The following is a 12,569-nucleotide window of genomic DNA, read 5'->3' on the forward strand; positions in this document are numbered from 1 at the left end:
GCTCCGTCGCCGGCTTCTTCTCCCGGCACCCGCTCTGGCAGCGCGTGCACCGCTACGTGGTGGGCACCGCCCTGGCCGGCTTCGCCGTGCGGATCGCCACCGAGCGTTCGGGCGCGGCGGTAGCCCTGCGCTGACCGCCGCGCGCGGTGCGTCCGGTACGGCTCAGGCGGCGCGGCAGAGCCCGGTGGGGTCGGCGGCCGGGATCGAGGCGCGGGCGACGGCCACGCTCAGGGGGCGGGCCGCGGCGGACGCCGTCGACCGGGTGCGCGCGAACACGACCAGGCGCAGCACCGCGAACCGGGCGACGCCGGCCAGCGCGGAGGCCAAGAGGTAGACGGCCTGCTCAGCCACCGCGCCGGGCCGCGCCACCACCTGGTGCAGGACGAGCACCGCCGAGCAGGTCACCGCGTACGCGGCCACCGCCGATCCGGCCGACTGGACGTGCTGCCGCCAGGTCGCGCGGCCGCCCATGCCGAAGGTGAAGCGGGCGTGCAGCTCGGTCGCGAGCAGCGTGGAGGCCGCGGTGACCAGCGCATTGACCAGGACCCAGGGGACCTGCGGGAGCCATCCGGCCAGGGCCGCGACGGCGAAGCTCGCGGCCACGCCCACGCCGCCGCCGCAGACCACGAAGCGGGCGAAGGCGACGAGACCCCCGACCTCCGCCCGCTCCCGGCGCCGCTCTGCCGCCATGATCCGCCCCCTCCGGTCCCGCTCCCCCGGAACGCGCGCTCCCGACCGCGGGGCCGGGAGCGCGCGTTTCCCCTTGGCATCAGCATGGCGTAAGCGATGGCGCCATGTCCAGTCCGCGTGGCGCCACAGTGGCACCACGCGCGGCGAGGGAGCGTCCTACCGGAACAGGCGGTCGCCGCTGTTCGCCATCCGATGGGTGCCGCTGTGGCGGTCGACCCAGTCGCGGACGAGGTTGACGGCATTGGCGCACTGCCAACCGTTGTCGTACTCGCGCACGCCGGTGAAGGCGCCGTAGCCGGCGATGATGCCGTCCACCTGGGCGTCGCCGAGGAGCTTGTCGACGTACCACGGGTCGTTGTAGGTCGTCGTCCAGGAGAAGGTGCCCGCGAGCCGGCCGGCGGCCCGGTCGGCGGCGCCCTTCCTCAGTTCGGCGCAGGTGTTCCAGGTGGCCTCGGTGCAGTTGCCGAAGCCCTTGGTGATGTCGCTGTCCCCGTAGTCCATCACCCGGCGGCCGGCCGGGAAGCCGGAGCCGGAGCGGTCGAAGGCGCCGAGCACCTGGTCGCGGGTGCCGGTGGTGGTGATGCCCTCCAGCGGGCCGAGCCGGCCCGCCAGGCTCTGCCAGCCGCGGCCGCCGACGTCCGGGGTGCTGCCGCCGTGGTACTCGAAGAAGCCGTAGAGCACCTGGATCCCGGCGGCCGTCAGCCGCTGGGCCTTGTCACGCAGCCCGGCGACGCTGCAGGTGCGGTTGGGCGCCTCGCCGCAGTAGTTGGGGTCCTTGATGTCCAGCCAGACCAGCGACAGCCGGCGGCCCGCACTGGCGTGCGAGAGGATGCGGTCCAGCATGCTGTCGAAGCTGGGCCCGAGGCGGTTCTCGCCGGCCGAGGAACAGTCGTGCCAGGCGCGCCACTCGTTCGGGTTCCACCAGGCGCAGACGTCGATCTCGATGGCGTTGGCGCCGTGGCCGATCGCGGCGTCCACCCCGTCGAGGGTGTCCACCCGGTGCGCGACGGCGTAGACCGGCCGGCGCGCGTCGGCGGCCTGCGCGGGGGCGGCGAGCGCGGTGGTGCCGAGGATCGCGCACAGCGCCGCCACCAGGGCGGGCAGGGTCCGCAGACGGGTTCCGCGCCGGCGGGCGTCGAGCTGATTCGTCGTCACGAGGTCGCTCCCTCCTTGTCGTTCGTCGTTCGTCGGTACTCGATTTGTCAGTTTCCCGTCAATCGATATCACCAACAGGGGGTCGACACACGGTGAACGGCGGCTTCGGGCCGGGAACGCGAGGGTCGGCCCGCCAACCCGTCGATCTGTCGACTCCCCCGTCCGACCTGCGCACGGAGATCATCTACAGTGCTGTAGAAGTCGGCTGACGGGGGGCCGGTCCGGCACCGGACCCGTCACGCCGAGGACCGAACGACAGGAGAAGCAGTGAAGTCGCGCATACTCGCGAAGGTCGCCCCCGTCCTCGTGGCCGCCGGGCTGTTGCTGGGCGCGCCGGCCACGGCCGCCACGGCCGCCCCCACCGGCGTCCGGGCCGCCGTGACGGTCGGCTCGACGGCGCCCGCGCCCGCCGCTGTCGCCGCCGCACCGGCCCCCGCCCACGGCAGCGCCCACGACACCACCCTCGCGGCGGGCGACAAGAAGGACGAGAAGAAGAAGGGCGGCTTCTTCAAGAAGCTCGGCATCGCCGTGATCGTCGTCGTCCTGCTGATCGTGCTGTTCGTGATCGGGCTGATCGTCGCGATCGTGTTCGCCGTCCGGGCGATCTTCCGGCGCCGCCGGACGGCGTGACCCCGCCGGGCCCGGGTCGACGCGCACACGGGAGCGCGTGGTGACCCGGGCCTTACGCAGTACTGATTTGCCATTCCTTTACACTTCTGTAGAACCGGTCACCCTCTGCACGAAGGAGTCGCGGACCCCGCGATGGACGAACCTCCCAGTCATCACCCAGCCGTTCCCTGCCCGTCGTACGCACCGACCGGGGCGGGGGTGACCCGGTGAGCGAGGTGCTCCTGCTGGTCCTGGCCCTGCTCCTGACCGCGGCCTGCGCCCTCTTCGTGGCCGCCGAGTTCTCCCTCACCACCGTGGAGCGCGCCGCCGTCGAACGGGCGGCCGAGGCCGGTGAGCGGGGCGCCGCGACCGCGCTCAAGGCCGTCCGACGGCTCACCTTCCAGCTCTCCGGCGCCCAACTGGGCATCACCATCACCAGTCTGGTGATCGGCATGATCGCGCAGCCCTCGGTGGCAGCGCTGCTCCGCGGTCCGCTGGAGGCCGTCGGCCTGCCCGAGGCCGCCGCCGAGACCGGCTCGCTCGTCCTCGGCGTACTGCTGTCGACCGTCGTGCTGATGGTCGCCGGCGAGCTCGTGCCCAAGAACTGGGCGATCTCCCGGCCCCTGGCCGTCGCCAAGGTGGTGGCCGCCCCGCAGTACTGGTTCTCGGCCGCCTTCGCGCCGTTCATCGGTCACCTGAACAACACCGCCAACCGTGTCGTGCGGCGGTTCGGCCTGGAACCGGCCGAGCACCTCGCCTCCGCCCGCACCCCGCAGGAACTGGTCGCGCTCGCCCGGCACTCCGCCCGCGAGGGCGTCATGGAGCCCGACACCGCCGAACTGTTCATCCGCTCGCTCAACCTGCGCGAGCTGACGGCGGAGAACGTCATGAAGCCCCGGGTGGACGTCCAGGCCCTGGCGGAGCACGCCACCGCGGCCGACGTCGCCGACCTCACCCGGGTCACCGGCCTGTCCCGCTTCCCGGTCTACCGGGGCAGCCTCGACCACGTCGTCGGCACCGTCCACATCAAGGACGCCCTCGGCGTGCCCGTGGAGCGGCGGGCGACCCGGCGGGTGTCGGCGCTGATGACCGAGCCGATGCTGGTCCCCGAGACCCTCACCGTCGACCGCCTGCTCGACCGGATGCGCGGCGAGGAGACCCTCGCCGTGGTCATCGACGAGTACGGCGGCACCGCCGGCATCGTCACCCTGGAGGACATCGTCGAGGAGGTCGTCGGCGAGGTCCGCGACGAGCACGACCCCACCGGGACCCCCGACCTGGTCGACCTCGGCACCGCCGAGGACGGCCGGCACCGGTGGGACTCCGACGGCATCACCCGCACCGACGAGCTCGAAGCCATCGGCATGCCGGTGCCCGAGGGCCCGTACGAGACGCTGGCCGGCCTGATCGCCGAGCGGCTCGGCCGGATCCCGACGGTCGGCGACGCCGTCGAGGTCGACGGCTGGACGCTGGAGGTCGGCGCCGTCGCCCACCACGTCGCCGAACGGGTGCGGATCACCGCCCCCGAACCCTCCGACTCCCCCGACGAGGACCGCCCCGAGCGCCAGGAGCGGACCCGATGACCGCCGTCCAACTGATCGTCGGCCTGCTCACCATCGTGGCCAACGCCTTCTTCGTCGGCGGCGAGTTCGCCCTCATCTCGGTGCGGCGCAGCCAGGTCGAACCGCTCGCCGAGGCCGGCGACCGCCGGGCCCGCACCGTCATCTGGGGCCTGGAGCACGTCTCCGCCATGCTGGCCACCGCCCAGCTCGGCATCACCGTCTCCTCGCTGGTGCTCGGCATGGTCGCCGAACCGGCCATCGCCCACCTGCTGGAGCCGCCGTTCCACAGCCTCGGCGTGCCGGAGGGCCTGATCCACCCGGTCGCCTTCGTCATCGCACTGGGGACGGCGACCTATCTGCACATGCTGCTCGGCGAGATGATCCCGAAGAACCTCGCGCTCGCCGCGCCCGAGCGGGCCGCCCTGCTGCTGGTGCCGCCGCTGGTGGCCACCTGCCGGGCGGTGCGGCCGGTCGTCTTCTCCATCAACGGCTTCGCCAACCGGATCCTGCGCCTGCTCAGGGTCGAGCCAAAGGACGAGGTGGCCTCGGTGTTCACCGAGGACGAGCTCGCCCGGATGGTCAAGGACTCCTCGGACGCGGAGCTGCTCAGCGCCCGGGACACCGAGCTGCTGCACGACGCCCTGGAACTGGGCTCCCGCCCCGTCTCCGAGGTCGTCACGCCGCGCGAGCGGATCGTCTTCACCGGCCCCGGCACCACCCCGGCGCAGCTGGAGCAGCTCGCCGCCCGCACCGGCTTCTCGCGCTTCCCGGTGCTGGGCCCGGACGAGCGGGTGGACGGCTACCTGCACATCAAGGACGCCCTCGAGCACGACGGCACCCGCGACCGCCCGTTCCCGCCCGGCACCCTCCGCCCGATCGCCCGCGTCCCGGAGGCGATGCCCCTCGACGACGTCCTGACCGCGATGCGCCGCTCCGGCACCCACCTCGCGGCCGCGATCACGGCCGACGGAACCCCCCTCGGCCTGGTCACCATGGAGGACGTCCTCAAGGAGCTGGTCGGCCCGGCCCCCACCTCCGGCCCCCGCTGACGCCCCGCCCCCCACGGCCCGTGCCGCCCCCGCCCCGCGGTGGCGGCACGGGCCATGGGGGGCGGCCGACCGCTCCGGGCGGTGCCGGGTCACTGCTCCGGGATGCGGCCGCACATCGCGTTGCCGGGGTCGGACGGATCGGCGCTGATCCAGAACTGCTCCCACAGGAGGGCGAACTCGGGTCGGCTCAGGTAGCCGTCGCCGTCCAGGTCGATCAGGTCGAAGACGTCGTCGGTCGGCACGGTCCGGCCGTGCCAGATGTCGACCAGCCGGGCGTGTTCGGCGCGGGAGATGCGGCCGTCGCCGTTCTCGTCGACCGCGTCGAAGACGGTGTCGGCGGTCGCCGTGACCACTTCCCGCAGGGCGGGGAGCCGGTCGACGAGGGTCAGGAACTCCTCCATGTCGACCCTGCCGTCGTGGTTGCTGTCCGCGACCGTGAGCAGGTGGTCCCACCAGCCCAGCATGAGTGCCTCGACCCTGACTCCGAGGGCCGCGTCCCGCTGGACGGCCGGGAGCCGGCCCCACCGCTCCGCCAGCGCCTCGAAGTCGTTCTTCCGGAGGCAGCCGTCCCCGTCGGTGTCGAAGGCGGCGAAGACGTTGCGGAGCTTGCGCCGCTGGAACTCGTTGGCCATGAACGGGCCTCCCTGTGCCGAGCCGTGGCGCCACCACCTGTGGCGACAGGCTGGCGACTGTAGAGGCGCGGCGCGCGGCCCCGTCGGGCTTCGGCGGAAGTACCGGGGATTCCCGCCACAACCGCCCCGGGGCGCCCCGGCTGTGCTAGTGCTCGTTCAGGTTCCGGGGAGGACACGGCGCGTTTCGTAGGCCCACATCGCGATCTCGACCCGGTTGCGGGCGCCGAGTTTGGCCATCAGGCTGGCCAGATGCGTCTTCACCGTGCTGAGGCTGATGTGCAGTGCATCGGCGATCTCGGTGTTGGTCAGCCCGCGAGCGACGGCGAGGAGCACCTGCTCCTCGCGGGCGGTGACGGGTGAGACCGGTTGGGCCGCGGGCCGGCCGGCGGGCAGGTCCGCGAAGGCCCGGAGCAGACGGACGGTGACGCTGGGCGCGATGAGCGCCTCACCGCCGGACGCCGACCGTACGGCCTGGGCCAGCAGGTCCGGTCCCGTGTCCTTGAGGAGGAATCCGCGGGCGCCGGCACGCAGCGCGCCGTAGACGTACTCGTCGAGGTCGAACGTGGTGATGACGACCACGGCCAGCGGGTCGGCGACGCCCGGGCCGGCGAGCAGCCGGGTGGCCTCGAGCCCGTCGACCACGGGCATGCGGATGTCGAACAGGCAGACGTCGGGGCGCAGTTCGCGGGCCAGCAGGACCGCTTCCCGTCCGTCGGCGGCCTCGCCGACCACCTCGATGCCGGGCTGGGCGTTCAGCATGATCCGCAGCCCGGTGCGGATGATCGCCTGGTCGTCAGCGACGAGGACGCGTACGGACACCGCTCTCGCTCCTCGCTCTCGGCAGCTCGGCCTCGACGAGCCAGCCCCGGTCGGTGCCCGGGCCGGCTCGTAGTGTGCCGCCGATCAGGGTCGCGCGCTCGCGCAGCCCGGTGAGTCCGTATCCCTCGCGGCCCCGGCCGGTGCGCCGACCGTTGTCCCGCACGCTCACCCGTACCGTGTGCCGCTCCGCGGCGACCCGGACGGCGACCTCGGTCGCGTCGACCGCGTGGCGCAGCGCGTTGGTCACCGACTCCTGCACGATCCGGTAGACGGCGGCGTCCACGGCCGGCGGCAGCGTGTCCAGCTCGCCGTCGAGCCCCAGGTCGACCCTGACGCGACCGCCGGGGGTGCGCACCAGGCGCTCCAGGTCCGCGACGCCGGCGGGGGGCGCCAGCTCGGCGCCGACCCCGCGGTCGCGCAGCGCGGCGACCATGGCGCGCATCTCCTCCAGCGTGCGCGCCCCTTCCTCCTCGATCCCCTCCAGCGCCCCGACCGCGGCGGACGGGTCAGTGCCCGCGAGCACCCGGCCCGCCTGGGCGATGATCACCATGGCCGACACGTGGTGGGCCACCGTGTCGTGCAGTTCCCGGGCGAGCTGCTCGCGCTCGCGGGAGCGCACCTGCTCCAACTGCCGCTCGCGAGCGGTCACCCGGAACCGCACCGCGGCCCCGACCACACCGGGCAGCAGCCCGAAGACGAAGCCCACGACCGCTTCGACGACCGGAGTCCCGCCCGTGGCGGCACACAGCGCGCACGCCGCGACGATCGTCGCGCCGCCCAGCACGATCTCCCGGCCCGATCCCCACCGGGGCAGCGCGTACACCAGCACCAGCACGACCCCGGCGGTGTACAGGCCGACGGGCTCGCGCGGTGCGGCGAGGAGCGAGGCCACCTGGAGCAGGGTCACCGAGCCGAACGCCAGCGTGACAGTCGCCAGCGGGCGGGTCCGGCGCCACAGGAGCAGCAGGCACAGCCATACGGCGAACACCACCGCCGCCGGACGCCACACGACGTGCTCGCGCAGAGTGGCCTCCAGCGCCGCACCGGCAAGGCCCGCGGCGAGCAGCGCCCAGTCCCGCCGCACCCGGGCGGGCGCGTCGGGCGGCCGGGGTTCGGTCCACAGGGTTCGCAGGTCGTCTCGGAGCACGGTTCCCAGCCTAGTGACCGCGCCGTACCGCGCATCGGCCGAAAGGACGGGTCGTCACTCCGCCCCGGGGCCGACGGATCCGCGGCCCGCGGGCCGATGGCGCGAAGCGCAGCAGCGAGGAGCCTCGGCATCGGCGGCCGTACAAGGACGGCCGACAAGGTGGTTGGAGGACCCCCGATGCACTCGAAAGCCCTGCTGCGCCTGGGCACAAACGCCGCCCGCCACCCCTGGCGGGTGATCGCGGCATGGCTGGTCGCCGCCACGCTCGCCGTCCTCGCCGCCGTCGCCTTCGGCGGGCGGAACGCGGATTCGATGACCGCGCCGGGACTGGACTCCCAGCGGGCCGCGCAACTGATCGAGCGGGCCGGCACCGGCCAGGAGGGGATGACCGCCCAAGTGGTCGTCACCCCCCTCGACGGCGCCGCGACGTTCTTCGACCACGACCGTGCGCGCACCGCTCTCACGCGGCTGCAGGCCGAGGTGGAGCGGCTGCCGCACGTGCTCGGCACGAGCGACCCGGCGGGGGCGCTCGACGCGGGCGGGGACACCGCCGTGCGCGGCGGCCTCGTCTCGGCCGACGGGCGGATCGCGGTCGTCCGGGTGCAGTACCCCGACCAGAGCCGGCTGTCGGCCGAGGACCTCGACGCCCTCGTCGATCTCGGCGACCGGCTGCGCGCCGAACTGCCCCTGCGCATCGAGATGGGCGGGAGCCTGTTCTACGCCTTCTCCGACGCCGACGGCGGCGCGAGCGAGTTGATCGGCCTGCTGGCCGCGGCCGCGATCCTGTTCCTGGTGTTCGGTTCGCTCGTCGCAGCCGCGCTGCCGATCGGCACGGCGGTCTTCGGGCTGACCGTCGGGGTCGCCACGATGACCGTACTGGCGGGGGTGACGGACGTCCCCACCTTCGCGCCGGTCCTGGGCAGCATGGTCGGGCTCGGAGTGGGCATCGACTACGCGCTGTTCGTGCTCACCAGGCACCGGGAGTACCTGGCGCGCGGGCTCGATCCCCGCGAGGCGGCGGGGCGGGCGGTGGCCACGGCGGGGCGGCCCGTGGTCTTCGCCGGCGGCACCGTCGTCGTATCGATCCTCGGCCTGGCGGTCGCGAACATACCGTTCATGACGGTGGGCGGGCTCGCCGTCTCGATCGTCGTTCTGACCATGGTGGCCGCGTCGGTGACGCTGCTGCCGGCCTTCCTCGGCGCCGCCGGCCCGCGTCTGGCCCGGGCCGGCCGGATCGAGCGGGCTCTGCGGGCCAGGAAGCCGGGCCGACCCGCACGGCGGCGGGACCCGGCGGCAGGCGCCGCCGGTGCCGCCGGTGCCGCCGGGTGGCGTCGCTGGATCGGGCACGTCGGCCGGCACCCGGTGCCGTACGCGGTCGGCGCGGCGGGGCTGCTGCTGACCGCGACGCTGCCCGTGCTCGGTCTGCGCGTCGGCCTGCCCGACGACGGCTCACTTCCCCACAGCCGTACCGAGCGCCGGGCCTACGACCTCGTCGCCGAGGGGTTCGGCCCGGGCACCAACGGTCCCCTCGTCATCGCCGCGGACCCCGCCGGTGATCCGGGCGTGCTGGACCGACTCGTCGCAACGGTTGCGGCGGATCCGGGCATCGCGTCCGTCGCACCGACGCACGTCGATCGGGCCACCGGCATCGCGACCCTCGTGGTGTTCCCGACCACCGGCCCCCAGGACAGGGCCACGGCCGACACCGTCGCCCGGCTGCGCACCGACGTGCTGCCCACGGCGATCGGGCAGCGCCCGGCCAGGGCCCACGTCGGCGGCGCCGCCGCGAGCCTGTCCGATGTGGGCCGACGCACCAGCCAACGCCTGCCGGTGGTCGTCGCCGCCGTGCTGGCGGTGTCGTTCCTGCTGCTGATGCTGGTCTTCCGCTCGGTACTCGTACCGCTCAAGGCGGTACTGCTGAACCTGCTGAGCATCGGCGCGGCCTACGGCATCATGGTCGCGGTCTTCCAGTGGGGCTGGGGAGGCGCACTCATCGGGCTGGAAGCGACGGTTCCGATCGTGTCGTTCATCCCGATGTTCCTCTTCGCCATCCTGTTCGGCCTGTCGATGGACTACGAGGTGTTCCTCCTCTCCCGCGTACGCGAGGAGTACCTGCGCACCGGCGACAACGGCACGGCGATCGTCGAGGGCGTCTCGCGCACCGCCCGGACCATCACCTCGGCCGCCCTCATCATGGCGGCGGTCTTCCTGTCCTTCGCCGTCGCCGAGGACCCCTCCACCAAAATGTTCGGGCTCGGCCTGGCCACCGCGATCCTCATCGACGCCACCGTCGTACGCATGGTGCTGGTACCGGCGACCATGACACTCCTCGGCCGGGCCAACTGGTGGCTGCCGACGTGGCTGGACCGGATCCTTCCCCGCGACCCGGTCGGCACCGACGGCACCGACGACACCGACGGCACCGGTTGATCACGACTCGATACGCACCCTAGGAGGACGTCGCGTTCGGGGAGTCCACCGACGGAAGGGCTCTCGCCGTCTCCCCCGGGGTCCGGAACAGCTCGTCCAGATGGCGGGCCAGGATCGCCGTCGCCGCCTCGCCGGTGCGCTGGCCGCCCAGCACGCTGGAGCCCAGACCGTTCACCATGGCCAGCAGTCCGGCGGCGGCGATCCCGGGGTCCTTGCCGGGGTCGACCTCCCCGGCCTCCTGGGCAGCGGCGATGCGCTTCGCGAGGAAGCCCTCCAGCAGTTCGGGCTGCCGCGCGCCGTGCTTCTCCAGCACCTCGGGGTCGTTGAGCACCAGGGTGTAGTAGGCGGCGTAGGTCCTGGTGATCCGGCGGCTCTCCGGATCGGTCGGCAGGATGCACGACAGGATCGCGGTCACGGTGCCGCGCGGTGTGGGCGGGGATCCCGCCTCGCCGATCCACTTCTCCATGCGGGCCTGGAGCTGGGCGGCGAGCCGGGTCAGCGCGTCCAGCAGCAGCCCCTGCTTGGTCTCGAAGTAGTACTGCACCAGCCGCAGCGAGACGCCGGCCTCGGCGGCGACCGCCCGCATGCTGGCCGACTGCAGCCCCTGGGTGTCGGCGATCCGCAGCAGCGCCTCGGCGATCTGCCGTCGGCGTTCCTCGTGATCGACCCGCGCGGTCATGGTCCCACCTCCCTGGCACGCCCTCTCTGGTACACCCGTATCATGCCGTGATACACATGTATCATGCGAATCAGCCAGTTCAAGAACGACCGGGCCAGGGACCGATTCCGCACCGCCTACGAGCGCACCCTGGCCGAACTGTGGCCGGGGCCGCGGACGGCGCTGGACCTTCCGACCGCCTTCGGGACCACCCGCGTCTACCGGAGCGGGCCGCAGAACGGCGAGCCGATCGTGCTGCTGCCCGGATCGGGCGGCAACGCACTGATGTGGCACCGGTACATCGACGCACTCGCCGAGCACCGTCCGGTCCTCGCCGTCGACACGGTCGGCGAGCCGGGCGCGAGCGTGCAGACCGCCCCGATGGCCGACGGCCGGGACGGCGCCGCCTGGCTGGACCAACTCCTCGCCGCACTGGACGTGACGGACGCCCATCTCGTCGGCTGCTCCTACGGCGGCTGGCTGGCACTCAACCACCAGATCCACCACCCGGGACGGGCCGCGTCCCTCACCCTGGTGGATCCCGCCGGCTTCGCCGACTTCGGCGCCCGGTTCTACACCTGGCTGATCGCCGGCGCCCTGGCCGCGACAGCGCCGCGCCCGCTCCGCCCTCCACTGGCCCGCCTGGTCGGCAACAGCGCCGTCCTGGAACGCGAACTGATGGGCCTGATGCGCGCATCGACGGGGTTCCGCCGCGCACTCCCGGTGCCACCGGTCTTCTCCGACGAGGAACTCCGCCGTCTGCGTGTCCCCGCACTGTTCCTGCTCGGGGCGCGCAGCGCCATGCACGACTCGCGCAAGGTCGCCGACCGGCTCGGCGAGCTCGTGCCCGCGGCCCGGGTGGAGATCGTGCCCGGCGCCGGCCACGCACTGCCGACGGACCGCCCGGACCTGGTGGCCGACCGCATTCTCGGCAGCGTCGGGCGCTAGCACCGCTGTCGCCGCCCGAGGGCACGGGGAAATTCGGTTGCCGCGGGCGGGCGACTCGCTCATGATCTCCCGCATGGACTTTTGAGGACTGCCACGTAGTACGTACCTGTCGCGCGATCGACCCCGGAGCCTGACGACCCGGTCCCGGGGCGATGGGTCGCGCCCCTCGTGAGCATCCGTCGCAGAGCGGGAGCCGCCGAGTGAGTTCGGCCTACCCTCCTGCTGAGTCCTGAAAGCACCCAACCCATATGAATACCGACCGCAAGGCCCTGTGGGCCGTGCGTCAGTCCGCCCTGCCCACCGTCGTCCGGTCCTGCCCGGACTGCCCCGGCACGCGGCACCGCGCCTCGGGGAAGATCCGCGTCAACGCGAGCGGGAAGATGCTCGACGTATGGCTGCTGCTGAGCTGCGCCACGTGCGACCGGACCTCGAAGGTGCCCGTCCACGAGCGCGCCCACGTCTCGACGCTGGAGCCGGCCCGGCTGGTGGCGTACGAGACCAACGACCCGTCAGCGGTACGGGAGTTGGTGACGAGCGCGTCACTCGCGGCGAAGAACCGGTACCGGCTCGACTGGACCGGGACGTGGGAGCTGGAGACCCGCATGCCGCTGTACGCGCTCGACGACCCGAACCCGCTCCCGGTACAGGTGCGCTTCGAGCTGCCCGCGCCGGTCCGGGTGGAGCGGCTGCTCCAGCTCGGTCTCGGCCTGAGCCGGGCCGAGGTGCGCCGTCTGGTCGCGGACGGGCGGATCCGCCTGCCGTTCGCGCCGGACGCCAAGGCACACCGGGACTTCGACCTCACCATCCACGGCCCCGGTTCCGTCGACGCGGCCAAGCACACGAAGTCCCCCGCCGTGCCCGACGCCGAGC

At 73.2% G+C, this 12,569-nt stretch carries 12 protein-coding genes; 6 read left to right on the forward strand and 6 right to left on the reverse strand.

The window, feature by feature from the left end:
• Window positions 1-162 precede the first annotated feature (162 nt).
• Window positions 163-690, reverse strand: coding sequence for a GtrA family protein (locus BI06_RS36885; RefSeq protein WP_043475644.1), 528 nt, complete (start codon window positions 688-690; stop codon window positions 163-165).
• A 156-nt stretch (window positions 691-846) separates the two neighbouring features.
• Window positions 847-1,845 carry a phospholipase D gene (locus BI06_RS36890; protein ID WP_030394707.1) on the reverse strand — a complete coding sequence of 333 codons (999 nt, stop codon included), beginning with the start codon at window positions 1,843-1,845 and terminating at the stop codon, window positions 847-849.
• Between the two features lie 267 nt (window positions 1,846-2,112).
• On the opposite strand from BI06_RS36890, the gene BI06_RS36895 reads away from it, so the two are divergent.
• The 3 genes from BI06_RS36895 to BI06_RS36905 all read left to right on the forward strand — a co-directional run bounded on the left by BI06_RS36895 (window position 2,113) and on the right by BI06_RS36905 (window position 5,065).
• Window positions 2,113-2,475, forward strand: coding sequence for a hypothetical protein (locus BI06_RS36895; RefSeq protein ID WP_051742713.1), 363 nt, complete (start codon window positions 2,113-2,115; stop codon window positions 2,473-2,475).
• Window positions 2,476-2,681: 206 nt separating this feature from the next.
• On the forward strand, window positions 2,682-4,037 hold the full coding sequence (locus BI06_RS36900) for a hemolysin family protein (protein WP_030394709.1): 1,356 nt from the start codon (window positions 2,682-2,684) through the stop codon (window positions 4,035-4,037).
• Entirely contained in the window at window positions 4,034-5,065 is a 1,032-nt protein-coding gene (locus tag BI06_RS36905; RefSeq protein WP_030394710.1) for a hemolysin family protein, read from the forward strand. Before BI06_RS36900 ends, BI06_RS36905 begins: the two co-directional genes overlap by 4 nt.
• An 89-nt stretch (window positions 5,066-5,154) precedes the next feature.
• Here the strand turns inward: BI06_RS36905 and BI06_RS36910 are convergent, their stop codons facing one another.
• The 3 genes from BI06_RS36910 to BI06_RS36920 all read right to left on the reverse strand — a co-directional run bounded on the left by BI06_RS36910 (window position 5,155) and on the right by BI06_RS36920 (window position 7,663).
• On the reverse strand, window positions 5,155-5,697 hold the full coding sequence (locus tag BI06_RS36910; RefSeq protein ID WP_030394711.1) for an EF-hand domain-containing protein: 543 nt from the start codon (window positions 5,695-5,697) through the stop codon (window positions 5,155-5,157).
• A 156-nt stretch (window positions 5,698-5,853) separates the two neighbouring features.
• Window positions 5,854-6,516 carry a response regulator transcription factor gene (locus BI06_RS36915; RefSeq protein ID WP_043475647.1) on the reverse strand — a complete coding sequence of 221 codons (663 nt, stop codon included), beginning with the start codon at window positions 6,514-6,516 and terminating at the stop codon, window positions 5,854-5,856.
• Window positions 6,491-7,663 carry a sensor histidine kinase gene (locus BI06_RS36920; RefSeq protein WP_043475650.1) on the reverse strand — a complete coding sequence of 391 codons (1,173 nt, stop codon included), beginning with the start codon at window positions 7,661-7,663 and terminating at the stop codon, window positions 6,491-6,493. Before BI06_RS36920 ends, BI06_RS36915 begins: the two co-directional genes overlap by 26 nt.
• A gap of 177 nt (window positions 7,664-7,840) precedes the next feature.
• On the opposite strand from BI06_RS36920, the gene BI06_RS36925 reads away from it, so the two are divergent.
• On the forward strand, window positions 7,841-10,093 hold the full coding sequence (locus BI06_RS36925; protein ID WP_043475653.1) for an MMPL family transporter: 2,253 nt from the start codon (window positions 7,841-7,843) through the stop codon (window positions 10,091-10,093).
• 19 nt (window positions 10,094-10,112) lie between these two features.
• On the opposite strand, the gene BI06_RS36930 is transcribed toward BI06_RS36925, so the two are convergent.
• Window positions 10,113-10,772, reverse strand: a complete 660-nt coding sequence (locus BI06_RS36930; RefSeq protein ID WP_051742714.1) for a TetR/AcrR family transcriptional regulator — start codon at window positions 10,770-10,772, stop codon at window positions 10,113-10,115.
• Between the two features lie 63 nt (window positions 10,773-10,835).
• On the opposite strand from BI06_RS36930, the gene BI06_RS36935 reads away from it, so the two are divergent.
• Together BI06_RS36935 and BI06_RS36940 are read left to right on the forward strand one after the other, a co-directional pair.
• The gene (locus BI06_RS36935; protein ID WP_043475655.1) at window positions 10,836-11,699 is read left to right on the forward strand and encodes an alpha/beta fold hydrolase; all 864 of its coding nucleotides are present in this window, start codon (window positions 10,836-10,838) and stop codon (window positions 11,697-11,699) included.
• A 248-nt stretch (window positions 11,700-11,947) separates the two neighbouring features.
• The coding region (locus tag BI06_RS36940; protein WP_063795107.1) for a DUF1062 domain-containing protein at window positions 11,948-12,569 on the forward strand (622 nt) is incomplete at its 3' end.

The sequence above is a fragment of the Kitasatospora sp. MBT66 genome, assembly GCF_000710405.2.
Lineage (GTDB): Bacteria > Actinomycetota > Actinomycetes > Streptomycetales > Streptomycetaceae > Kitasatospora > Kitasatospora purpeofusca.